The 23,206-nt window shown below is 68.1% G+C and carries 17 protein-coding genes; 12 read left to right on the forward strand and 5 right to left on the reverse strand.

All coding sequences use genetic code 11. The features are described from left to right. The first annotated feature begins 40 nt into the window (after positions 1-40). The gene (locus tag C9412_RS15070; protein WP_258190267.1) at positions 41-6,121 is read left to right on the forward strand and encodes a CshA/CshB family fibrillar adhesin-related protein; all 6,081 of its coding nucleotides are present in this window, start codon (positions 41-43) and stop codon (positions 6,119-6,121) included. Further along, entirely contained in the window at positions 6,118-9,807 is a 3,690-nt protein-coding gene (locus tag C9412_RS15075; protein WP_107232383.1) for a hypothetical protein, read from the forward strand. Before C9412_RS15070 ends, C9412_RS15075 begins: the two co-directional genes overlap by 4 nt. 100 nt (positions 9,808-9,907) lie before the next feature. On the opposite strand, the gene C9412_RS15080 is transcribed toward C9412_RS15075, so the two are convergent. Beyond that, the gene (locus C9412_RS15080; protein WP_107232384.1) at positions 9,908-10,267 is read right to left on the reverse strand and encodes a response regulator; all 360 of its coding nucleotides are present in this window, start codon (positions 10,265-10,267) and stop codon (positions 9,908-9,910) included. Continuing rightward, positions 10,257-11,393 (reverse strand): PAS domain-containing sensor histidine kinase, encoded by a 1,137-nt coding sequence (locus C9412_RS15085; protein WP_107232385.1) that lies wholly within the window; start codon positions 11,391-11,393, stop codon positions 10,257-10,259. Before C9412_RS15085 ends, C9412_RS15080 begins: the two co-directional genes overlap by 11 nt. Before the next feature lie 178 nt (positions 11,394-11,571). Here C9412_RS15085 and C9412_RS15090 point away from each other — a divergent pair, with 178 nt between their 5' ends. The 5 genes from C9412_RS15090 to C9412_RS15110 all read left to right on the forward strand — a co-directional run bounded on the left by C9412_RS15090 (position 11,572) and on the right by C9412_RS15110 (position 17,720). After that, positions 11,572-14,682, forward strand: a complete 3,111-nt coding sequence (locus C9412_RS15090) for a response regulator (RefSeq protein ID WP_107232386.1) — start codon at positions 11,572-11,574, stop codon at positions 14,680-14,682. Continuing rightward, positions 14,679-15,503: a CheR family methyltransferase gene (locus C9412_RS15095; protein ID WP_107232387.1), complete on the forward strand. Its 825-nt coding sequence runs from the start codon at positions 14,679-14,681 to the stop codon at positions 15,501-15,503. Before C9412_RS15090 ends, C9412_RS15095 begins: the two co-directional genes overlap by 4 nt. Then, a complete protein-coding gene (locus C9412_RS15100) occupies positions 15,503-16,078 on the forward strand; it encodes a chemotaxis protein CheB (protein ID WP_107232388.1) in 576 nt (191 codons plus the stop codon). Before C9412_RS15095 ends, C9412_RS15100 begins: the two co-directional genes overlap by 1 nt. After that, positions 16,075-17,208, forward strand: coding sequence for a hybrid sensor histidine kinase/response regulator (locus C9412_RS15105; RefSeq protein WP_107232389.1), 1,134 nt, complete (start codon positions 16,075-16,077; stop codon positions 17,206-17,208). Before C9412_RS15100 ends, C9412_RS15105 begins: the two co-directional genes overlap by 4 nt. An 83-nt stretch (positions 17,209-17,291) precedes the next feature. Beyond that, a complete protein-coding gene (locus tag C9412_RS15110) occupies positions 17,292-17,720 on the forward strand; it encodes a BLUF domain-containing protein (RefSeq protein WP_107232390.1) in 429 nt (142 codons plus the stop codon). Positions 17,721-17,734: 14 nt separating this feature from the next. Here the strand turns inward: C9412_RS15110 and C9412_RS15115 are convergent, their stop codons facing one another. Continuing rightward, positions 17,735-18,055: a metalloregulator ArsR/SmtB family transcription factor gene (locus C9412_RS15115; RefSeq protein ID WP_107232391.1), complete on the reverse strand. Its 321-nt coding sequence runs from the start codon at positions 18,053-18,055 to the stop codon at positions 17,735-17,737. Between the two features lie 86 nt (positions 18,056-18,141). Here C9412_RS15115 and C9412_RS15120 point away from each other — a divergent pair, with 86 nt between their 5' ends. From C9412_RS15120 to C9412_RS15130, 3 genes are all read left to right on the forward strand, one after another. After that, positions 18,142-18,579 (forward strand): YeeE/YedE thiosulfate transporter family protein, encoded by a 438-nt coding sequence (locus tag C9412_RS15120; RefSeq protein ID WP_107232392.1) that lies wholly within the window; start codon positions 18,142-18,144, stop codon positions 18,577-18,579. Beyond that, the gene (locus tag C9412_RS15125; protein WP_107232393.1) at positions 18,576-18,989 is read left to right on the forward strand and encodes a DUF6691 family protein; all 414 of its coding nucleotides are present in this window, start codon (positions 18,576-18,578) and stop codon (positions 18,987-18,989) included. The genes C9412_RS15120 and C9412_RS15125 overlap by 4 nt, the downstream gene beginning before the upstream one ends. Before the next feature lie 67 nt (positions 18,990-19,056). Next, positions 19,057-20,109: a linear amide C-N hydrolase gene (locus C9412_RS15130; protein ID WP_107232394.1), complete on the forward strand. Its 1,053-nt coding sequence runs from the start codon at positions 19,057-19,059 to the stop codon at positions 20,107-20,109. On the opposite strand, the gene C9412_RS15135 is transcribed toward C9412_RS15130, so the two are convergent. Next, positions 20,106-20,903 carry a DUF6491 family protein gene (locus C9412_RS15135; protein ID WP_258190270.1) on the reverse strand — a complete coding sequence of 266 codons (798 nt, stop codon included), beginning with the start codon at positions 20,901-20,903 and terminating at the stop codon, positions 20,106-20,108. The genes C9412_RS15130 and C9412_RS15135 overlap by 4 nt on opposite strands. A gap of 111 nt (positions 20,904-21,014) precedes the next feature. Between C9412_RS15135 and C9412_RS15140 the strand changes: the two genes are divergently transcribed. Continuing rightward, on the forward strand, positions 21,015-21,713 hold the full coding sequence (locus C9412_RS15140; RefSeq protein WP_107232396.1) for an AraC family transcriptional regulator: 699 nt from the start codon (positions 21,015-21,017) through the stop codon (positions 21,711-21,713). Positions 21,714-21,923: 210 nt separating this feature from the next. After that, a complete protein-coding gene (locus C9412_RS15145) occupies positions 21,924-22,874 on the forward strand; it encodes a DMT family transporter (RefSeq protein ID WP_107232397.1) in 951 nt (316 codons plus the stop codon). A 9-nt stretch (positions 22,875-22,883) separates the two neighbouring features. On the opposite strand, the gene C9412_RS20710 is transcribed toward C9412_RS15145, so the two are convergent. After that, complete coding sequence (locus tag C9412_RS20710; protein ID WP_181358679.1) at positions 22,884-23,204, reverse strand: hypothetical protein; 321 nt, start codon at positions 23,202-23,204, stop codon at positions 22,884-22,886. Positions 23,205-23,206 lie beyond the last annotated feature (2 nt).

The raw sequence follows: 23,206 nt of genomic DNA on the forward strand, positions 1-23,206 counted from the left end.
CGAAAATGATGCCCGGACGGGCCGATCCAGCCGCTGGCTGGTGGCGGGCCTGCTGGCCCTGGTGTCACTGCTGGTGCCCTCGCTGGCCTGGGCGGCGGCCTACGCCACCGGCGGCAGCAGCCCCTACCGCAATACGGTGCTGTGGCTGACCTGGGGCGGCGGCGCCAATGGAGTGAACAACGTCGTGCTCAACGACGGCGCGACCTCGTCGATCGACATGCCGGTCGCAGCGGGAGTGAATCTGCGCGTCGATTGCCGCCTGAACACGGCCGAGACCAACGTGCTGCGCAGCTATCGTCCCGGCAACTTCGGCGGCGACAGCCTCGACGACCTGTACAACATCGGCGGCACCGGTACCAGCAACCAGCTGATTGCCGGCATCGCGCGCGCCAGCGGCACCTCCAGCTTCAGCATCACCTGTACCTCGACCCTCGGTGGTGCGCCGTACCGCCTGCGCGGCGTGGTGATGGCCGACGCCGAGTCGATCAACAACAGCGGTGAATTCGTCGAGGCCAGCGCGCAGGGCACCTGGAACGTGGTCGAGGTCCGCAAGAACCTGGCCAACGCCACGCCCTATCTGGTGAACAAGTCGACCAGCGGCGCCAACCAGGTGATCCGCTTCGGCCCCGGCAACGACGACAACACCGCGGCGGTCACCTTCCTCAGTTTCGACAACGCGGCTCACGCGCCGGGCAATCTGGCGGTGAACATGGGCTTCTCGATGCGCGGCGGCGGCACCACCGCCATCGCCATCGGCCTGCTGGTGCCGTATGCCGACTTCGGCGATGCGCCGGCCAGCTATGGCGACGCCATGCACGTGGTGGACGATCTGCAGTTCCGCTCCGACGGCATTCCGGCCGGCGCCAGCAACTTCAACATCAACACCGCCGGCTACACGCCGGGCGGGCTGGCGCCGCCGCTGACCGATTTCCTCGGCAGCCTGGGCCCTGATACCGAGCAGCGCAGCAGCTACAGCGCCGATGCACTGGGCGACGACAACTCGCCGCAGGCCGGCAGCCGCGAGGAAGACGGGTGGCCAACGAGCTACCGCCTGACCGTGATGCAGGCCGGTACGCTGATCAACCAGCCCGTGGCCTGCGTTGGCAATGGCAGCGTGGCCGGCTGGATCGACTTCAACCGCAATGGCCAGTTCGACGCCAACGAGCGCAGCAACACCGCGCTGTGCAGTGGCGGCCAGGCCAACCTGAGCTGGACCGTGCCGGCGGCGGTCAGTGCCGGCACCAGCTACGTGCGCCTGCGATACGCCAGCCTGGCCACGCAGATCCAGAACCCGACCGGTGTGGCCGATGATGGCGAAGTGGAAGACCACCGGGTCACCATCACCGCGCCGTCGCTGAAGGTGGTCAAGGGCAACAACGCCACCGGCGGCGTCTGGAACTATGGCCAGGCCGGTACCACCTACACGCTGACCGTGAGCAACACCACCGATGTGCCGACCGGCAATCCGCCGAATGTGCCGGCCGCGGCCATCGTGGTGCGCGACCAGCTGCCGGCCGGCATCGTGCCGAACTGGACGGGCACCCATGTGAGCGGCAGCTGGAGTTGTACCGCCAGCGGCCAGGACGTGACCTGTACGAGCAGCCAGGTGCTGGCCGCCACGGGCAGCCCGGGCTCCAGCTCGGTCTTCACCCTACCGGTGACCGTCACCGCCGCTGCCACCGGCGTGCTGACCAACCATGCCAGCGTGGGCGGTGGGCACGACCCGTTCAACAACGGCACGCCGCCGGCGCCGGGCGTGGGTTGCACCGATGCCGACCACTGCACGCGCAGTGACGTCACTGTGCCGGTGACGCGCGTGAGCTACGCCAAGCGTTCGAACACTGCCGGTCCGGTCGCGGTGGGGGCGACGGTCAGCTACACGGTGGACGTCACCGTGGCCGACGGCAACACCCGCGATGTGCTGACCCTGACCGACACCCTGGGCACCGGTCTGGATTTCGCCAGCGTCAGCAGCCCCGGTGCATTCACCTGCAATGCCGCCAATCCGCTGGTGTGCACGCTGCCGGCTGGCACCGCACCGGGCACCTACAGCCTGAGCTACACAGCCACGGTCAACGCGCAGGCCAGCGGGCAGGTGGTCAACACCGTGGTCGGCACCGGTACCGACACGCCCACCTGCAGCAGCAGCTGCACCACCACCACGCCGGTGGCGGTGCCGCGCATCTCGGTGTCCAAGGCCAGCAGCACCGCCGGTCCGGTTGCCATCGGTGACAGCGTGTCCTACACGGTGACCGTGCTGGTGGCCGATTCGCGCACCACGGCGGTGACCACGCTGACCGATACGCTGGGCACCGGCCTGGACTTCGGCAGCATCACCAGCGCCGGCAGCTTCAGCTGCGTGCCGGGCAATCCGCTGGTCTGCACGCTGCCGGCCGGGACCGTGCCGGGCAGCTATGCGTTCTCCTACACCGGTGTGGTCAATGTGCAGGCCAGCGGCCAGGTGCGCAACGCAGTGGTGCCCAGCGGCACCGACAACCCGTCCTGCGTGGGCGCGTGCGATACCACCACGCCGATGGCCAGCGCGCAGGTGGTCTACGCCAAGCAGGCCTCCACCGGCGGCCCGGTCCGCGTGGGTGACCGCATCGACTACACCCTGACGGCAACGGTGACGCGCGCGCGCACCAGCGCCGTGGTCACGCTGACCGATACCCTGGGCAGTGGCCTCGATTTCGCTGGTGTCAGCAGCGCGGGCAACTTCACCTGCAACGCCGCCAATCCACTGGTGTGCACGCTGCCGGCCGGCACCGTGCCGGGCACCTACAGCCTCACCTACGGCGCCACCGTCAATGCACAGGCCAGCGGCAGCGTGCGCAATGCTGTGCTTGGCAGTGGCACCGACAACCCGTCGTGCAGCGTGAACTGCGATACCACCACGCCGGTGGCGACGCCGGGCGTGAGCTATGCCAAGTCGGTGAACAGCACCGGCCCGGTCGCCGTGGGTGATCGGCTGACCTATACCCTGACCACGGTGGTGACCAACTCGCGCACCACCGACGTGGTGACCCTGACCGATACCCTGGGCACCGGCCTGGACTTCGGTGCGGTGACCAGTGCGGGCGCCTACACCTGCAACGCCGCCAATCCGCTGGTGTGCACCCTGCCGGCCGGGACCGTGCCGGGCAGCTACAGCCTGTCCTACACCGCCGTGGTGAACGCGCAGGCCACCGGCCAGGTCACCAACGCCGTGCTCGGCAGCGGTGGTGACAACCCCTCGTGTACCGCCAACTGCGGTACCAGCACGCCGGTGACCGGCAGCGCCATCGATTACCGCAAGACCTCGGCGGCAGCCGGTGCGGTGAAGGTGGGCGACAGCATCGCCTACACGCTCACTGCAGTGGTCAGCAACTCGCGCACCACCGCGGTGTTCACCCTGACCGACACCATGGGCACCGGCCTGGACTTCGGTGCGGTGACCGCCAGCCAGGGTTTCAGCTGCAATGCGGCCAACCCGCTGGTGTGCACGCTGCCGGCCGGCACCGTGCCGGGCACCTACACGGTGAACTACACCGCCACGGTGAACGCCCAGGCCAAGGGCAGCGTCAGCAATGCGGTCCTGGGTGGCGGCACGGGCGTCACTACCTGCACCAGCAACTGCGGCACCACCACGCCGGTGCTGGCGGCAGTGGTGACCTACCGCAAGCAGTCGAGCACCGTGGCCCCGGTCGATATCGGCGATGCGGTGGACTACACGGTGGAAGTGACCGTGGCCAATTCGCAGACCGCCGATGTGGTCACCCTGACCGATACGCTCGGTCGTGGCCTGGACCTGCAGGCGGTGACCCAGCCCGGTCCGTTCACCTGCAACGGCGCCAACCCGCTGGTATGCACGCTGCCGGCCGCAACGGCCCCGGGCACCTACACGCTGGGGTATCGCGCGGTGGTCAATGCGCAGGCCAGCGGCAGTGTCCGCAACGCGGTGCTGGGCAGTGGCGGTGACACGCCGTCCTGCAGTGGCGACTGCAGCACCGAGCACGCACTGGCCGACCCGCGCGTCGTGCTGGAGAAGCTGTCCGGTCCGGCCAGCGGTGCCGAAGTACGGCCAGGCGATCGCCTGCGCTATACGCTGGTGGCCACCGTCGAGCGGGCAGCGCTGCGCCAGCCGCTGCAGCTGGTGGATACCCCGGATGCAGGCCTGAGCATCGAGAGCCTGCCTGCGGGCTGTGCACAGCAGGGCGCGGACATCGTCTGCACCGTGCCCAGCGGAACCCCGGTGGGTCGCCACGAATACGTCTACCAGGCCATCGTCAACCAGGAAGCCCGCACCGAAGTGCTGAACCGGCTGCGGGGCCAGTATCCGGACGGCTCGCCGCCGCCGGAATGCACCACCTGCGAGACGCGCCACAAGGTGGTGTCCGACTTTGCGCTGCGCATCACCAAGACGGCCAACCCGCGCCGGGTGAAGGTGGGCGACCTGGTGCGCTACCAGCTGGTGGTGGAGAACGTGGGCGGCAGCCACTGGCGCGATGGCGTGGTGGTGGACACGCCGCCGCCGGGCTTCAGCTACGTGGATGGCTCGATGCGGGTGGCCGACGATGACGGGGCGTTCGCCCTGGCCAGCAGCCAGTCGCCGTTGCGCATCGGCGCGGTGGATATTGCTGTGGGCCGCAGCGCGACCATCACCTACCTGCTGCGGGTGGGCGCTGGCGTGCGTGCCGGTACCCATGTGAACCAGGCCGTGGCGACGGCGGAAGACGGAAGCCCCGTGTCGAACGTGGCCACCGCCGAAGTGGCGATGGACGCCGACCCGTTGCTGGAAGACAGCCTGGTGTTCGGCACCGTGTTCGATGATCGCGACGGCGACGGCTGGCAGGACAGCGCCGAGCTGACCGGGGTGCGCGTGCAGGGTGGCTTCGCCGCGTCAGCCTATGTGCCGGGCTCGACCACGCTGGATCGCGGCGAAGGTCCGCAGCCGGTGGCCGACGCCAGTGCGCCGTTGCTGCATGGCGTGCAGATCGGCGTGGTGCATGGCCGCGCGTCGACCTCCGACACGGCCGAAATGCATCAGGTGGTGCTGCGCCAGCGTTTGCGCGAGCTGACGTTTACCGATGACTTCGTGCTGGAAAGCGCGCAGGGCCATCGCCTGCGGATGGATGCACAGGGCGCCACGCGTGTGGAGCGCAGTGGCGAGGCCGGCAAGGGCCTGACCGCAGCCGAACCGAGCGTGCGCCGCGAGATCGCCCGCGTCGCCGAGGGCTACGAGGTGGCCTATGTGATTGGCAACGACGGTATCCAGGAGCAGGGCATCCCCGGCGTGCGCCTGGCCACGGTGGAAGGCCTGCTGGTGGAGACCGATCCGTTCGGCCGCTATCACCTGGCCGACGTACACGGCGGTGACGCGCGCCTGGGCCGCAACTTCATCATCAAGCTGGATCCGGCGACATTGCCGGGCGGTGCAGAACTGACCACCGAAAATCCGCTGCTGCGGCGGGTGACGCAGGGCGTGCCGACCCGCTTCAGCTTCGGCGTGCGCTTGCCGCCGTCGCCGCAGGCCGGCGTCGAGCGGATGGAGATTGCGCTGGGCGAGGTGCTGTTCGCACCGGGCAGCAGCGAGCTGCAGTCCAGCTATCGCCCGGTGCTGAAGAAGATGGCCGAGGTGGTGGACCGCTACCAGGGCGGCGACGTGGTGATCGCTGCCAATGGCGAGAGCCAGGCACTGGCCTTTGCCCGCGCCGCAGCGGTACGCGATGCGCTGCAGGACGAGGTGGCCGAGAGCGCACGCGCCGGCCTGACCGTGCAGCTGCGCACCGACGTGCGTGATCCGCACTCGCTGCTGGCCGGCGTGGATGCCGGTGGCGCGCTGCTCGGCAACGTGCTGTTCGACACCGACAAGGCCACCGTGCGTGAGGAGTTCAAGCCATTGCTGGCCGCCATCGCCGCACGCCTGGAGGCGCTGGGCGGCGGTCAGGTCAGCCTGGTCGGTCACACCGATGTGCGCGGCAGCCACGCCTATAACCAGGCGCTGGGCCTGCGTCGTGCCAACGCCGTGTTCGAGGCGCTGCGCAGCCAGCTCAGTCCCGCCGTGCAGCAACGCCTGCGCGTACACAACGAGGAGAGCGCCGCCACCCGCGCGGCCGCCCGCCAACAGGAGGCCCGCCGATGAGCGCGCATCACTCTGCCGCCCGCCGTGCGGCCCGCCTGCCGCGCGCTGCCCTGTACCAGGCGCTGTTGCTGGGCCTGGCCGCAACGGCCCAAGCGGCCCCGCCGGCTGCCGAGCCGACGCCGATCCGTTGTGACGGCACCCAGTGCAACGCCGAGGGCGAACTGTTGTTCAGCCTGCGCTCGCGCAGCTATGACGAACCGGTCACCGAGGGCACCTCGGCGCGTTCCGGCTCGCAGGCACTGCAGCCGGATCGCCGGGTCAGCCTGGCCATCGATGAGCCGGGCAAGGCCACCGTGCGAGGTGAGTTCATGATCCGCCTGCCGGAAGGTGGCGCGATCTGGGCCACCGAGGATCCGGCAATGGGCCAGCCCGAGCTGTCGGTGTCGGCGCCGGGCATGGTCGCCTTCGATGAAGGCCGCATCGTGCGGCCGGTCGAGTTCTACGTGCGCGGCAACTACACCGCCTTCATCCAGCGTCTGGAAGTCAGCGTCTACCGCGGCAGCGACAGCGATCGCGTCGCGGCGCTGGCGACGTTCGAGTTGCCGGTGGCCGCGGTGTCGCAGGGGTACTGGGACGGGACGATGCCCGCGTCGACGCCGCTGCGCCGGGGCGATCGCCTGGTCTATGTGCTGCGTGCCTTCGACGCTGATGGCAACGTGGATGAAACCACCGCGCAGTCGATGCAGCTGGTGACGCCGGCGGAGTTCGAGCGTGGCAACCAGCAGTTGCGTGACGCACTGGAAGACCGTCGCGGCACCTCGGTGGACGCCAACCAGGCCGCGTCGCTTTCGTTGCTGCAGCAGGTGTTCGACGGCAATGGCCTGCGCCAGCAGAACATTCCGGTGTACGGCTCGCGGGTCCGCCTGCGTGGCCGCGACCTGCCGCTGGGTGCCGCACTGAAGATCAACGGTGACAGCTACCCACTGGACCAGGACCGCAAGTTCGCCGCCGAGTACCTGATGCCGATCGGCCACCATGCCTTCGACGTGCGTGTCGAGCGGCCGGATGCGCCGGCCATCGCGCGTACGCTGGAGGTCGATGTCAGTGGCCAGTACCTGTTCGGTGTCGGCCTGGCCGACATCACCGTGTACCAGAACAAGGCCAGCGGGGCAGGGCAGGACCTGGCCCGTGGCGAGCGCAATGACGATGTGCTCAGCGATGGCCGCCTGGCGTTCTACCTGAAGGCCAAGACGCGCGGCCGCTACCTGTTGACCGCGCAGGCCGACACCCAGAACCGTCCGCTGGACGAGCTGTTCACCGGCTTCACCACCGCCGACCCGCGCGACCTGTTCCGCAGCCTGGACCCGGACCTGTATTACCCGACCTATGGCGACGACTCGCTGACCCAGCGCGACGTGGACAGCATGGGCCGCTTCTACCTGCGCATGGACTGGGACAAGAACCAGGCGCTGTGGGGCAACTACAACACCGGCCTGACCGGCACCGAGTACGCGCAGTACGTGCGTTCGCTGTACGGTGCGGCGCTGTCGTGGCGTTCGCGTGGCGCCAACGCCTGGGGCGATGCGCGCAGCGAGCTGCGCCTGTTCGGCTCGCAGGCCGAGACCGCGCCGGGCCACAGCGAGTTCATCGGTACCGGCGGCAGCCTGTACTACCTGCGCCACGCCAGCATTCTCAGCGGCTCGGACCAGGTGGTGCTGGAAATCCGTGACCGCACCACCGGCCGCGTGGAGCAGCGTGTGCCGATGGTGCGTGGTGCCGACTACGAGATCGACGCCCTGCAGGGCCGCATCCTGTTGACCCGGCCGCTGGCCCAGGTCAGCCGCGAGAACCTGCGCCGGATCAGCCGCGACGTGCCGCTGGACGGCTATGAGCAGCGCTTGATCGTGGACTACGAGTGGGTGCCGACCGGCTTCGACAGCGACGACATCACCGCCGGCGTGCGCGGCAAGCACTGGTTCGGCGATCACGTCGCAGTGGGCGCCACCTACGTGGACGAGCAGCGCTCCGGTCAGGACTATTCGCTGAAGGGCGCGGACCTGACCCTGCAGGCCGGCCGTGGCACCTACCTGAAGGTGGAGCACAGTCGCAGCGAAGCCACCAGTGCGCCGGTGTTCTTCTCCGACAACGGCGGCCTGAGCTTCAGCCGCCTCAATCCGGAAGGGCCGCGCGAAGGCGAGGCGACTGCGGTGGAAGCGCGCATCAACCTGCGCGAGCTGGGCTGGACCCAGCGCGACTGGAGTGCCGGGGCTTGGTGGCGCCAGGTCGACGGCGGCTACTCGGTGGGCCGTTTCGATACCGGCCAGCGCGTGCGCGAACAGGGTGCCGAGCTGCTGGGTTACGTGACCGACGACTTCAGCCTGTACGCCCGCTACAGCGAGGCCCGCCGTGGCAGCGAGTCGCTGATCCAGGCACAGGCCACCGCCGAGTGGCGGATCGGCGAGAACGATCGCCTGTCGGCTGAGCTGCGTCGCGTGCAGGAAGACCGTGGTGCCGGCGGCAACGTGGCCGGTGTGCTGGCCGCCGCCCGCTACACGCATCGGATCGGTACCTCGCTGGACGTGTACGGAGGCGGCCAGCTGACCGTCGATGATGACCATGGCCGCTACGCCGACAACGATGCGGTGGTGGCCGGTGGTACCTGGACCTTCGCCAATCTGTCCACCGTCGGTGCCGAGGTGAGCGATGGTGACCGTGGCACCGCTGCGCAGGTCAACGCCGAGTACCGGTTGACCCCTCAGCACAGCTTCTATGGCGCATTTACCCAGTCCACCGACCGCAGCGAGTACGACCCGTTGTTCAGCCCGAACGCACAGGATGGCTGGACGCTGGGCCAGCGCTGGCGCCTGTCCGACCAGGTCAATGTGTTCAATGAAAGCCAGTTCCTCAAATCCGGGCAGGACTCCGGGCTGGCGCACACCTTCGGCATGGATTTCTACCCGGCGGTGGGGTGGAATGCCGGCTTCACTCTCAGCGACGGCAAGCTCGATTCCAGCAGTGGCCAGGTGGACCGCAAGGCGGTGAGCCTGTCCGGCGGGCGGACCTCGCCCGGCACCGAATGGCAGAGCAAGCTGGAATGGCGCCGCGATACCGGTGCCGAACGACGCACGCAGTGGGTCGGCACCAACCGCCTGAGCCATCGTCTCAACGACAGCTGGCGGATCGCGGCGCGCTTCAACTACGCCGACACCGATGATGCGATCAACCCGGTGGCAGGGGCGCGCTTCATCGAAGGCAACCTGGGCTTCGCCTACCGCCCGTGGGACAACGACCGCTGGGCGTTGTTCGGTCGCTACAGCTACCTGTATGACCTGTCCACGATGGGCCAGGTCAATGGCGTGGATTACGACCAGCGCACCCAGGTGCTGTCGCTGGAAGGTGTCTACCGCATCGACCAGCGCTGGGAAGTGGCGGCCAAGGCGGCGCGCCGCGAGGGCGAGGTGCGCTATGGGCGCGGCACCGGGCCGTGGTTCGATTCGGCCACCAACTTTGCTTCGGGCCAGCTGCGCTACGACCTGTACTACCAGTGGCATGGCCTGCTGGAGTATCGCCTGCTGGACGTGCGCGATGGCGGTCGCCGGCAGGGCTGGCTGGCCGGTGTCGATCGCGATATCGGGCGCAACTTCCGCGTCGGTGTGGGCTACAACTTCACCGACTTCAGCGATGACCTGACCCGGTTCGACTACACCCATCGCGGGTGGTACCTGAACCTGGTGGGGCGCTATTGATGAGGGCAGCCGAGCGTCGGCTCGGCGCTACAGGAACGGATACGCCGGGGAATGCCCGGCGGAGAGGGGCTGGTAGCGCCGGGCCATGCCCGGCGAATACTCATTCCTGCTTCAGCAGCTGCACCAGCTGGCGCAGGCGGTAGGGCTTGGGCAGGAATTCCACCTGCTCGGGCAGCGGTGGCAGCTGCGAACGCGCATAGCCGGACGACAGGATCATCCGCGCCTGTGGCTGTTCACGGGCGACGTGTTCACTCAGCTCGATGCCAGACATGCCGTTGGGCATGCTGATGTCACTGAACACCACATCGAAACGCGCTTCGCCCTTCAACAGTGCGGCCGCTTCATGGGCATCGGCGGTGGTGGACACGTCGATGCCGAAGTCGCGCAGGGCCAGGCCGATCATCTCGCGCAGATCGGTCTGGTCCTCCACCATCAGTACGCGGATCGGGTCATCGGTCATCGGCAGGGTCCTCTATTGCAGGGAGCAGCAGGCTGACCGTGGTGCCGACACCGGGCGTGGTGGACACGTCGACGAAGCCGCCGCTCTGGGTGGTGAATCCGAACACCTGGCTCAGGCCCAGACCGCTGCCCTTGCCGATGTCCTTGGTGGTGAAGAAGGGTTCGGTTGCGCGCTCGGCGATGTCGGCAGCCATGCCATGGCCCTCGTCACAGACGCTGAGGGTGACATAGCCACGTTGCAACGTGCTGTCCGCATCCGGGTCGAGCCGATGCTCCAGTGCGGTGGCCACCAGGATGCGGCCGCCATCGAGGGTGGCTTCCACGGCATTGGCCACCAGATTGCTCAGCGCGGTCTGCAGCTGCATCGCGTCGGTGCTCACTGCGGGCAGGCCGGGCGTCAGCCGCAGGTCCAGCACCACCGTGGGCGGACAGGCGCGCTGCAGGTCCGGCAGCCAGTGCTGCAGCTGTGCGTTGAGGTCCAGCGGCTCGCGGATCAGGGTCTGCCCGGTGCTGAAGGCCAGCAGCTGGCGGGTCAGCAGCGCGCCGCGGTCAGTGGCGGCCTGGGCCGCATCCAGCAGTTCGGCCGCGCGCCTGTCGTCGCTGCCTACGCGCATGGCCAGCAGATCCAGCGCATTGCCGATGGTGGTCAGCAGGTTGTTGAACTCGTGCGACAGCCCCCGGCTGAGCCGGCCCACCGTCTCGAACTGCTGGGTGTTGCGCAGCGCACGCTGGGCATCGCGCAGCAGCCGTTGTGCCTGCCACTGCTCGGTGATGTCACGGGTGATCTTGACGAAACCGAGCAGCTCGCCGGCTTCAACCACCGGCTCGATGACGATGCTGGCACGGAACGAGGAACCGTCGCGGCGCAGGCGCCAGCCCTCGCTGGCGTGATGGCCATGCTGCGCGGCAAGGCGCAGCAGGCGCTGCGGTTCGCCGGACTCGCGATCGGCCGGCAGGTAGAAGCGGCCGAAATGGCTGCCGATGACTTCGTCGGCTGAATAGCCCTTGATGCGCTCGGCGCCCGGATTCCAGCTGCACACCATGCCCTGCGGATCAAGCAGGTACAGCGCATGGTCGCGCACGCTGTCGATCAGCAGTCGCAGTTGTCGGGAAGGGTCCGTCAGCACGGACGTCGTAGAAGCGGCTGCGTCCACGTGGAAATGAGCATTACCCCAGGGAGGGACGTGAAGCTAGGCAGTGCAGTGTGAAGAGTGCGTGCAGGCGCGGCACGTGCCATTCGTCCTGTGCGGCTGAATGCGACACGGAGTACCATCACCCACCCTTTGACCTCTGGAACCGACCCGCATGCGTCCTGGTGCAACCACGCGTGACCGCTGGATCTGGATGACGTCCACCGTATTGCTGGCGGCGACCATCGCGCTGGAGCTGGTGGTGCCACTGGGCTACGCGGTGTGGCTGGCCTACTTCCTTGCCGTGGGCGTGATGGTGTTCCAGCGCAGTGCGCGGGCGCCGTTCATCGTGGCCGTGCTGGCCTGCGTGCTGCTGATCGCCGGCTACAACATCGCGCCGGCCAGCTCCAATTCCGCGTTCTCGTTCGTCAACCGCAGCATTGGTGGCGGCGCGTTCCTGATGATCGCGCTGATCGTCTCCCGGGCCATCCAGGCACGCCGCGAGGCGATGCGCGCGTTGTGGCTGCAGGAGGCCGAGAACGCCGTGGCGATGAGCCTGCGTGGCGACCTGGGGCCGGAGCAGATCGCCGAGGCGGCGGCGACCAGCCTGGGCGCGCAGCTGCAGGCCGAGGTCGGTGCGGTATACCGCCTGGAGGGTGGGCGGCTGCAGCTTACCGGCGGCCTGGCATTGCCGTCGGGCATGCCGGCATCGCTGGCCCTGCAGGAAGGCGTGGCCGGGCAGGTGGCCCGCGACGGACGCATCCGCCATCTGCACGGCGGCGAGGCGACGGTGCTTGAACTGCAGACCAGCCTGGGGCGGCTGCCGGTGCGCGAGCGCCTCCTGGCGCCGATCAGCAGTGATGGCAGCGCGGTCGGCATCATCGAGCTGGGCCGGACCCGTGCCGGTGAGCAGCCGCGCCTGGATGTCGAACTGCTGGAACGTTGTGCCGAGACCATCGGCATGGCACTGCGGGCCTCGCTGCTGCGCGCGCAGCTGGTGGTGCTGCTGGAGGAATCGCAGCGCCAGGGTGAGGAGCTGCAGGCCCAGCAGGAAGAGCTGCGCGTGGCCAACGAGGAGCTGGAAGAACAGAGCCGCAGCCTGCTGCAGTCGCAGAGCCATCTGGAAGAGCAGCAGGCCGAGCTGGAGCAGAGCAACGTCCAGCTGGAAGAGCGCACCCATGAGCTGGAGGCGCAGAAGCAGGCGCTGCTGGTGGCGCAGGGCCAGCTGGTGCGCAACAGCAACGAGCTGGCCGCCACCTCGCGCTACAAGTCCGAGTTCCTGGCCAACATGTCGCACGAACTGCGTACGCCGCTGAACAGCTCGCTGATCCTGGCCAAGCTGTTGGCCGACAACAAGGACGGCACGCTGACCGAAGAGCAGGTCAAGTACGCACGCGCGATCCTGTCCTCGAACAACGACCTGCTGGCGCTGATCAACGACATCCTGGACCTGTCGCGCATCGAAGCGGGCCATGTCGAACTGGCCGATGAAGTGGTGGTGGTGGACAGCGTGCTGCAACGCCTGCGCGAAACCTTCGAGCCGATGGCGCGGCAGAAGGGCCTGGCGCTGCAGATCGAGGCCGATGCGCTGGCGCCCAGCCAGCTGGTGGCCGACAACCAGCGCCTGCAGCAGATCCTGAAGAATCTGCTGGCCAATGCACTGAAATTCACCGAACACGGCAAGGTCAGCCTGCACGTGCGCGCCGCCGGCGACGGCCGCATCCGCTTCGAAGTCTGCGATACCGGCATTGGTATCGCCCGCGAGCAGCTGCAGGTCATTTTCGAGGCTTTCCGCCAGGCCGATGGCAGCACCCGGCGCCGTTACGGCGGCACCGGGCTGGGGCTGTCGATCTCGCGAGATCTGGCCGAGCGCATGGGCGGTGCCATCCGGGTCGACAGCGAGCCGGGGCGCGGCAGTTGCTTCATCCTGGAGTTGCCGTTGCAGGGGGCACCGGCGGCTGCGGAGCCGGGCACCGCCGAAGCCGCCAGCGTGGCGCCGGCCGTGGCGGTTCCCGCGATCGCGCCCGTTGCCGCCGCTGCAGCGGCTCCGGGTCCGGGTCCGGTCGCGACGGTGGCAGGCGTAGCCGATGATCGAGGCCGCCGCCAGCGTGCTGGCCGGCTGATCCTGGCCGTGGAGGACGATGCCACCTTCGCCGAAGCGCTGGTGGCGCTGGCCCACGAACTCGATTTCGACTGCGTGGTGGCCGGCACGGCGGAAGAGGCGCTGGTGCTGGCCGCCGATCTGCGCCCGAATGGCATCCTGCTCGACATCGGCCTGCCCGATGTGTCGGGGTTGAGTGTGCTGGAGCGCCTCAAGCGCAATCCGGACACCCGGCATATCCCGGTACATGTGGTTTCGGCGATGGACCGCAGCCAGGTCGCGCGCGAGCTGGGCGCGATCGGTTTTGCGATCAAGCCGACCACGCGTGAGCGTCTGGTGGCGGCCATCGAGCAGCTGGAACAGACCAGCCAGCGCGACGTGCGACGGCTGCTGATCGTCGAGGACGACAGCGAACTGCGACAGAACCTGGAGCTGCTGCTGGGCCGTGAGCAACTGCAGATCGTGGCAGTGGGCACCCTGGCCGGTGCGCTGGAGCAGCTCAGCTCGGTCACCTTCGACTGCATGGTGATGGACCTGTCGCTGCCCGACGGCAGCGGCTACGACCTGCTCGAGCACATGGCCGGCAATGATGATGTCGGCTTCCCGCCGGTGATCGTCTACACCGGCCGCGCGCTCGGCCGCGAGGAAGAGCAGCGCCTGCGCCGCTATTCGAAGAGCATCATCATCAAGGGTGCACGTTCGCCCGAACGCCTGCTGGACGAAGTCACCCTGTTCCTGCACAGCGTGGAAGCCAGCCTGCCCACCGACCAGCAGCGCCTGCTGCGCGAAGCACGTCGCCGCGACACCGTGCTCGACGGACGCACCGTGCTGCTGGCCGAAGACGATGTGCGCAACATTTTCGCGCTGTCCAGCGTGCTTGAACCGCTGGGCGTGACTCTGGAAATCGCCCGCAATGGCCAGGAGGCGGTGGATCGCCTGGCCGAGCGTGAGGTCGACCTGGTGCTGATGGACATCATGATGCCGGAGAAGGACGGACTGGCCGCGATGCGCGAGATCCGCGCGCAGCGCCATCTGCAGGACCTGCCGATCATCGCGCTGACCGCCAAGGCCATGCCGGACGATCGCGAACGCTGCCTGCAGGCCGGCGCCAACGATTACATCGCCAAACCAATCGACGTGGACAAGCTGGTTTCGCTGTGCCGGGTCTGGTGCTCGCGGCAATGAACGATCAGGCGCTGTTCGACCTGGAGCTGAAGGTCCTGCTGGAGGCGATCTACCAGCGCTACCACTACGACTTCCGCAGCTACGCGGTGTCATCGCTGCGGCGGCGCATGCGCCAGGCCATGCAGCGCTACGAGTGCGCGCGCCTGGCCGACCTGCAGCATCGCCTGCTGCACGAGCCGGAGCTGTTCGCCCAGGCCATGCAGTTCTTCACCGTGCAGGTGTCGGAGATGTTCCGTGATCCGGCCTACTTCCGCGAGCTGCGCGAGCAGGTGGTGCCGGTACTGCGCACCTATCCCTCGGTCAAGCTGTGGGTAGCCGGTTGCAGCACGGGTGAGGAGGTCTGGTCGCTGGCGATCCTGCTGCACGAGGAAGGCTTGCTTGAGCGCAGCATCGTCTATGCCACCGACATCAATCCCTCGGCGCTGGCCAGCGCCGAGGCAGGCGCCTATGGCATCGACCGCATGGCCCAGTTCAGCCGCAATTACCTGGCTGCCGGTGGTACCGCATCGCTGTCGGACTACTACGCCACCGCGTACGACGGCGCCGTGTTCGATCGCCAGCTGCGGCGCAATGTGGTGTTCGCCGACCACAGCCTGGCCACCGACACCGTGTTTTCCGAAGTGCACCTGGTGTCGTGCCGCAATGTGCTGATCTACTTCAACCGCGATCTGCAGGACCGCGCCGTTGGCCTGTTCCGCGAGGCGCTGGTGCATCGCGGCTTCCTTGGCCTGGGCAGCAAGGAGTCGTTGCAGTTCGGTCGCCACCACGAGGCGTTCGAGGTCTGTTCGCGCGAACACCGACTGTATCGGAAGGTCGCGTGATGGCCATGAGCAGGCGGCCTGGGTTGCTGGTGATCGGCGCATCCGCAGGCGGGGTGGCTGCCCTGCAGTCGGTGCTCGGTGCGCTGCCCGCAACGTTTCCTGCGCCGGTGTTGGCGGTGCTGCATCTGCCACGCGATCGCTCCAGCCGCATTGCCGAAGTGCTGGCGCCCTGCTGTGCGCTGCCGGTGCGCGAGGCGGAGGACAAGCAGCCACTGCAGCCGGGAACCGTCACCTTCGCCCCGCCGGACTACCATCTGCTGGTGGAAGACGCTGCCTCGGTGGCGCTGTCGGTTGACGCGCCGGTGCTGTATTCGCGCCCGGCCATCGACCCGCTGTTCGAATCGGCTGCTGCGGTGTTTGGCCCGCAGGTACTGGCCCTGCTGCTGACCGGGGCCAGCAGCGACGGCAGCGAAGGCGTGGCTGCGGTACGCGCTGCCGGTGGCCATGCCTGGCTGCAATGTCCCGAGGAGGCCGAGGCATCGATGATGCCGGCCTCCGCCCTGCAGCACGCCGGCGCCGATGCCGTGCTGCCCCTTGAATTGATGTGCCGTCGCCTGAAGGAGTTTTCCGCATGAACCTGCTGCCACCGGACCCTGCGCAATCGCAGACCCCGGTCAACCTGCTGATCGTCGATGACGTGCCGCAGAACCTGGTAGCCATGCAGGCGCTGCTGCAGCGCGAGGGCGTGAATCTGCTGCTGGCCGGCTCGGGCGCACAGGCGCTGGAGCTTCTGCTGGAACATGAGGTGGCGTTGGCGTTGCTGGACGTGCACATGCCGGAGATCGACGGCTTCACCTTGGCCGAACTGATGCGGGGTTCGCACCGCAGCCGCACCATCCCGATCATCTTCCTGACCGCCTCGCCGGATGACCCGGTGCGCGCCTTCAAGGGCTATGAGACCGGCGCGGTGGATTTCCTGCACAAGCCGGTGGCGCCGCAGGTGATCCTGAGCAAGGTCAATGTCTTCATCGAGCTGTACCAGCAGCGGCAGCTGCTGAAGGCGCGCAATGAGGCACTGGAGCGCGCACTCAAGCTCAACGAGACCATGGCGGCGGTGCTGACCCACGACCTGCGCACGCCGCTGTCGGCAATCCTGTTGTGCGCCGACAAGCTGGCGCTGGATCTGCCAGGCGACAACATCGGCGCTCGCCAGACCCTGGCCCACCTGGAGGCCAGTACGCTGCGCATGGCGCGGATGGTGGAGCAGCTGCTGGACTTCTCGCGGATCCGCAGCGGCGGCCTGCGCCTGCAGGCGAGCAGCTGCGATCTGGGCGATGTGGCGCGTGCGGTGGTGGCCGAAGCCGGCAGCGCACATGGCCACTCACGGATCCGCCTGGACATGCACGGTGACACCGCCCTGCAGGGCGATTTCGATCGCCTCGGCCAGGTCGCGGCCAACCTGGTCGGCAATGCGCTGACCCATGGCAGCGAGGCGAGGGTGGAGGTGGATGGCCGCGATGCGCGCAACGTGCTGCTGCGGGTGAGCAATGCCGGGCACATCGATGAAGCCCTGCTGCCGCGCCTGTTCGAACCGTTCAAGGCCAGCTTCCATCCCAGTAACGGGTTGGGCCTGGGTCTGTACATCGTCGATCAGTTCGTACGTGCCCACGGCGGGCGCATCCAGGCCCGCAACGAGGCCGGTCAGGTGGTGTTCGAGGCGCGGCTGCCCCGACGCTGCGACGGTCCGGGCGTCGCCGCGAACTGAACACTTCAGCAAGCGTGAACCGGTTCTGAGACGGGCTCGTCCGCAACTGTTACCGTGGTTTCACCTCCTGCCAGGGAAACGCCATGCCTCTGCGTGCCATTGCCTACGTCAGCCAGGCATCGCCGGACCTGTCACCCGAACGGCTGGATGCATTGGTCGAGGACGCTGCGCGCTTCAACAAGCTGGCCGGAGTGACGGGCGTGCTGCTGCATGACGGCGGTCGCTTCCTTCAGTACATCGAAGGACCGCCGGATGGCATCGATTCGGTGTACGAACGCATCCTGCAGGCGGGCAGCCATATCGACATCGTGGAGCTGGCCCGCGGGCGTCTGGGCCAGCGCCAGTTTCCCTATTGGGCGATGCGCGCTCTGCCGGTGGACGCGATGCTGCTGCGCCAGCTCTCATCCAGCGACTGGTCCGGGTTTACCCGCGCCCTGCAGGGCGACCGTTCCGCGCCCACCCCGGTGGACCTGCTCGACACCGTCGTGCAGCCGGCGCTGCACGCCGTCTGAGCGTACCGCGCGGTTCAGCGTGCCGGGCCGCCGCAGTACGCGGCGTGCAATGCCTGCAGTACGCCCAGTGCCGGGCCTTCGATCATCCGATAGTGGATCGACTGTGCCTGACGCCGCGTCGCCACGATGTCCAGTGCGCGCAGCACCGCCAGATGCTGCGACAGCGCCGATGCGCTCAGCCCGGTCAACGCCTGCAGTTCCGGTACCGGCGCTTCGCCTTCCACCAGCCGGCACAGCACCTGCAAACGCGCCGGGTGGGCCAGGCTCTTGAGCAGGGCGGCCGCATGCGCGGCATGTTCGGCCATCACGGTGGTGTCCAGCGGGGTGCGGGCCATGGTTGACCTTGTGGTTTGGATGGCGCTAATTTAGGGAAATCTAAATTAAGTGGCAATCGAATGCACGCAACGTACGAGGGCAGGGCATGAACGTGCCGTGGGCGGCACTGGTTGGTGGCGGGCTGATCGGGCTGGCTGCGGTGCTGTTGCTGGCGACCACCGGCCGCGTGGCCGGCATCAGCGGGATCGCGGCCGGCACGCTGCGCCCTGCGCGGGGCGAGCGCGGATGGCGCTGGGCCTTCCTGCTCGGTCTGCTGCTGGCAGCGGGCGCCGTGCTGTGGTGGCAGGCGGCGCCCGCGCAGCCGGCGCGCGCGCTGATCCGCGATGCGCTGCCGGTCTGGCAGCTGGTCGGCGCGGGCCTTCTGGTCGGCTTCGGGACCCGGCTGGGCAGTGGCTGCACCAGTGGACACGGCGTGTGCGGCATGGCGCGAGGTTCGCGCCGGTCATTGGCCGCGGTGCTGGTGTTCATGGGCTGCGCGATGCTGACCACCTTCGTGATCCGTCACGGCGGAGCCATCACATGAGCCGCGCGATCTGGGCCACAGGCCTGTCCGGCGCGCTGTTCGGCGCGGGGCTGGCGCTGGCCGGCATGACCGACCCGCGCCGGGTGCTCGGCTTCCTCGACGTGGCCGGCGACTTCGATCCCACCCTGGCCTGGGTGCTGGGCGCGGCCGTGCTGGTCAGCGCGCTGGGCCAGCGCTGGGTGCTGCGGCGCACGCAGCCGCTGTTCGCCACGGGTTTCCAGCGGCCCGCGCTGACCGGCGTCGATGCGCGTCTGCTGCTGGGCGCGGCCCTGTTCGGTATCGGCTGGGGCTGGGCGGGCTACTGCCCGGGGCCGGCCCTTGCCGGGCTGGCTGTGGGGTCACGTGAAGCGCTGTGGTTCGTGCCCGCCATGCTGGCAGGCTTCTGGCTGCACGCGCGGGTCACGCGCTGAGCTTTCACCGCTGTGTCACCGCACGTGCGGTGAGATCCGGTGATCACGGGGAACGGAGCGCAGCGACATGGCACGGATGAAGTGGAAGCAGAAGGTGATGCTGGCGGTGGCACTGGTGGCGGCCGGCGCTCCCGCACTGGCCTGCACGCGTGCGGTGTACCTGGGTGACAACGGCGATGTGATCACCGCGCGGTCGATGGACTGGAAGGTCGATGTGGCGACCAATCTCTACGTGCTGCCGCGTGGCATGGCACGCACCGGCCAGGCGGGGCCGAAATCGCTGGCGTGGACGGCGCGCTACGGCAGCGTGGTGGCCACCGGCTACGACGTGTCGACCACCGATGGCATGAACGAGAAGGGCCTGGTTGCCAACCTGCTGTGGCTGGTCGAGTCGGAGTACCCGCAGCAGCGTGGCAGCAAGCCCGGCCTGGCCATCTCACTGTGGGCCCAGTACGTGCTGGACAACTTCGCCACGGTGGACGAGGCGGTGGCCGCGTTGCGGCGCGAGCCGTACTCGATCATCACCGACAAGGTGCCGGGCGAGGATCGCCAGGCGACGCTGCACCTGTCTCTGTCCGATGCCAGCGGTGACAGCGCCATCGTCGAGTACATCGGCGGCCGCCAGGTGATCCATCACGACCGTCGCTACCAGGTGATGACCAATTCGCCGATCTTCGAGCAGCAGCTGGCGCTCAACAGCTACTGGCAGCAGATCGGCGGCACGGTGATGCTGCCGGGCACCAACCGCTCGGCCGACCGCTTCGCGCGGGCGTCCTTCTACATCAATGCCATCCCCAAGGCCGAAGATCCGGTGGTGGCGTTGGCCAGTGTATTCAGCGTCATCCGCAATACGTCGGTGCCCTATGGCATCACCACGCCGGGCGAGCCGAACATCTCGTCCACGCGCTGGCGCACCGTGGCCGACCACAAGCGCCGGCTGTACTTTTTCGAATCGGCGTTGACCCCGAACACGTTCTGGGTCGATCTGAACAAGGTCGACTTCGGCGGCAAGGTGCTCAAGCTCGACCTCGGCCCGGACCAGCGCAATACCTTCGCAGGTGATGCACTGGGTCAGTTCGTGCCCAGCGCACCGTTCACCTTCCTGGGGGTCGACGGCTAGCGCGAGGCCTGGTCGGGCAGGTCCTTCGGATAGACAGCCAGTACGCCACAGCTTGGCCGGGCGAAGCGCGGTGTGCTGGCGCGAAGGTCTTCACCGCCGAATGGAGAGGGCAGCATGACCATGCGATCGCCGGGATTGCCGCAGATCAGCCCGTTGCCGAAACCGGATTCGAAGTTCACTTCCTGTGCACCGGCCAGGATCGAGCAGCTGCCGGCCAGTTCGACCCGGTAGTAGCGAATGCCGCCATTGCGGCGTGGGTTGGTTTCCACCACCACACCCTGCGAATCTTCGCTCCAGCTGCGTACATGGCGGCTGGCGAAGCAGAACGCCGGCGAGGTCTGGAAGGTGTGCCGCGGGCTGTTGCCGCCGCGGGTCGGTGTGCCCTTGGCGGTCACATCCACGCGCGGCAGGGTGGACGCATACAGGCGGCTGCTCTCGCGCGCGGTGATGGCGAACTCCCGGTTGTCGATCGGCGTGACGCTGCCGACGCCGCAACGGCGGCCATCCACCACCACCTGCTCGCTGGGCCGCCCGCAGGCCCAGCCTGACGGTGCTTCCAGGCGCAGCGCGCTGGCTTCGTTGATACCCGGGCACGCGGCGCTGAAATCAATGCGGTAGGCCTGGCCCCGGCCATCGCGGACGGCGATGGCGGTCGGAGTCTGCTGCTCGACCTGATGCACGTCGCGCGCGTCCAGGCAGTGCGGGGCGGGCGCGATGCGCTCGCCGGCCGATGGTGTTGTGGACTGGCCCTGTGCGGCCAGCGGCAGCAGGATGGCCAAGGCAAGCGGAAGCATGCGGATCATCGTGTTCACGTTGCCATCCCTGCGTCTGGAACTGGCTGGAACATAGCACGCGCGACGCCGGGCCGCGTTGCAGGCAGATGTCGGCACGCGCACACTCGTCACATGGGCGCGATCTTCCACCTTCGGCACTATGGCCAGGCCACCGGCCTGGACCGCCATGACTACGCGCAGTGGGTGCTGCCGCTGCAGGGCGAGCTGCAGTTCGAGATGGAAGGTCAGGGTGGCCGGTTGGATCTGCTGCAGGGAGCCTTCGTTGCCGCTGGCGAGGCCCACGACCAGATGGCCGATGGGCCCAATGGCTTCGTGATCGTGGATTGCCCTTCTGGTGTGCTGGATGACGATACCCAGGAGCACCTGCGCCGCCAGCGTTGGCTGTACCTGCCATTGTCAGTGCGCCAGCGGCTGGCACAGGTGCGCGAGGATCAGCCATTGCCGGCGCTGTTGCCGCAGCTGCTGCAGATGTTCGCGCCTGCCGGCAGCGGTGCACGGCTGCAGAGCCTGTGCGCGCAGGTGCAGGCCGATCCCGGAAGGGCGTGGCCGGTGGCGCGCATGGCGGTTGTCGTGGGTGTCAGCGAGAGCCGCCTGCATGCACTGTTCCAGCGTGAGTTCGGGCTCAGTCCGCAGGCCTGGCTCAGTGCCTGCCGGCTGCGTTGGGCCAAGCACCAGCTGCGCACCAGCGCTGCGCCGATCAGCGATATCGCGCTGGCCGCAGGCTATTCCGAGCAGAGTGCACTGACCCGCGCACTGCGCCGCGAATGTGGGCAGACGCCCGCCGCCTGGCGCCGGGGCGCAGGACTGTAGCGTCGAGCCCTGCTCGACTGCTTTTGCGCTGACCACCTCGCGAACGGCAGTCGAGCATGGCTCGACTCTACAAACACCGGTGTCCTGTGGAGCCGAGCCCACGCTCGGCTTCCCGCACGCGCGGCAGGGCAGGGCAGTAGCCTGGGTCAAGCGCGCTCGCCGCGCCGCCGCTTACACTGCGCGGCCTGTGCTCTCCCCCTGGCAATTCCAATGCGCAACAACCCGATGGCCCTGGGCATCGCCAATGGCGTTGCCGCCGGCGCACTGTGGGGCGTGGTCTTCCTCGCGCCCGCCGTGCTGCAGTCGTTCAATGCCCTGCAGTTGTCCGCTGGCCGCTATCTGGTCTATGGGCTGATTGCGGTGCTGCTGCTGTTGCCACGCTGGAAGCGGTTGGCGCCGCAGCTGGGGCGCGCCGAGTGGTTCGGCCTGCTGTGGCTGAGCCTGGCCGGCAATCTGGTGTATTTCCTGTTGCTGGCCACCGCCGTGCAATGGGCCGGTGGTGCGGCCGCATCGCTGATCGTCGGCCTGATTCCGGTGGTGGTGACCCTGGTCGGCGTGCGCGAGCAGGGCGCGGTGCCGCTGAAACAGCTGCTGCCCGCGTTGGGCCTGTGCGTGCTGGGCGTGGCGCTGGTCGGCTGGGAAGCATTGATGTCCGAGCATCTGGCAACACCGTGGCGGCAGCGCCTGATCGGCCTGCTGTGCGCATTCGGTGCGTTGTTCTCCTGGGCGCTGTACTCGATCGGCAACAGCCGCTGGCTGGCCCGTCGCCCGGACCTGTCCAGCCACGACTGGTCACTGCTGACTGGCGTCACCACCGGCGGCCTGGCGCTGCTGCTGGTGCCGATGGCGTTCATCGGCCACACCGGCAGCCATACCCCGGCACAGTGGAGCGGCTTCTGGGCGATCAGCGCCGGCGTGGCGGTGGTGGCCTCGATCCTCGGCAACGCGTTCTGGAACCGGGCCAGCCGGCTGCTGCCGCTGACCCTCACCGGCCAGATGATCGTGTTCGAGACCCTGTTCGCGTTGCTGTACGCGTTTGCCTGGCAGCAGCGCTGGCCAACCCTGCTGGAAGCGTTGGCGATCGTGTTCCTGGTCGCCGGGGTGATGCTGTGCGCGCATGCCCATCGTGCGCCGCGGGCGATCGCCGAACATGCGGGCTAGTTGCAGGCGTCAAGCGCGCTGATGCCGGATTTGTCTCAGATGCAACCAAATGCCGGCACGTTGAGCGATGATCGCGGCAGTCGATTTTTGCATCGCAGCACTTGACAGCCGCCCGCCGCGCAGTGTTTTCTGTACGCCATGGTTCTTGATGCCGCCCACGCCAGCCTGATCGCTCCCGCCACTGCGGGCCGTTCGACTGCGCCGGTCGCCACCACCACCATTACCACCACCACCGTCACCACTGCCCTGGTGCGGCCCGTCGTCTTCGTGTAACTCCCGAAAACCACGGCCCCGCACCATCCAGGTGGCGGGGAAACTCGACACCTGCATGC

Source organism: Stenotrophomonas sp. Nf1, from assembly GCF_003028475.1.
Classification (GTDB): domain Bacteria; phylum Pseudomonadota; class Gammaproteobacteria; order Xanthomonadales; family Xanthomonadaceae; genus Stenotrophomonas.

Excerpts from the sequence above, each read along its gene's own strand:
- C9412_RS15105 (WP_107232389.1), top strand. The coding sequence starts at position 16,075 with ATGAACCTGCTGCCACCGGACCCTGCGCAATCGCAGACCCCGGTCAAC.
- C9412_RS15100 (WP_107232388.1), top strand. The coding sequence starts at position 15,503 with ATGGCCATGAGCAGGCGGCCTGGGTTGCTGGTGATCGGCGCATCCGCA.
- C9412_RS15135 (WP_258190270.1), bottom strand. The coding sequence starts at position 20,903 with ATGCTTCCGCTTGCCTTGGCCATCCTGCTGCCGCTGGCCGCACAGGGC.
- C9412_RS15125 (WP_107232393.1), top strand. The coding sequence starts at position 18,576 with ATGAGCCGCGCGATCTGGGCCACAGGCCTGTCCGGCGCGCTGTTCGGC.
- C9412_RS15130 (WP_107232394.1), top strand. The coding sequence starts at position 19,057 with ATGGCACGGATGAAGTGGAAGCAGAAGGTGATGCTGGCGGTGGCACTG.
- C9412_RS15115 (WP_107232391.1), bottom strand. The coding sequence starts at position 18,055 with ATGGCCCGCACCCCGCTGGACACCACCGTGATGGCCGAACATGCCGCG.
- C9412_RS15095 (WP_107232387.1), top strand. The coding sequence starts at position 14,679 with ATGAACGATCAGGCGCTGTTCGACCTGGAGCTGAAGGTCCTGCTGGAG.
- C9412_RS15110 (WP_107232390.1), top strand. The coding sequence starts at position 17,292 with ATGCCTCTGCGTGCCATTGCCTACGTCAGCCAGGCATCGCCGGACCTG.
- C9412_RS15080 (WP_107232384.1), bottom strand. The coding sequence starts at position 10,267 with ATGACCGATGACCCGATCCGCGTACTGATGGTGGAGGACCAGACCGAT.
- C9412_RS15120 (WP_107232392.1), top strand. The coding sequence starts at position 18,142 with ATGAACGTGCCGTGGGCGGCACTGGTTGGTGGCGGGCTGATCGGGCTG.
- C9412_RS15090 (WP_107232386.1), top strand. The coding sequence starts at position 11,572 with ATGCGTCCTGGTGCAACCACGCGTGACCGCTGGATCTGGATGACGTCC.
- C9412_RS15075 (WP_107232383.1), top strand. The coding sequence starts at position 6,118 with ATGAGCGCGCATCACTCTGCCGCCCGCCGTGCGGCCCGCCTGCCGCGC.
- C9412_RS15145 (WP_107232397.1), top strand. The coding sequence starts at position 21,924 with ATGCGCAACAACCCGATGGCCCTGGGCATCGCCAATGGCGTTGCCGCC.
- C9412_RS20710 (WP_181358679.1), bottom strand. The coding sequence starts at position 23,204 with ATGCAGGTGTCGAGTTTCCCCGCCACCTGGATGGTGCGGGGCCGTGGT.
- C9412_RS15140 (WP_107232396.1), top strand. The coding sequence starts at position 21,015 with ATGGGCGCGATCTTCCACCTTCGGCACTATGGCCAGGCCACCGGCCTG.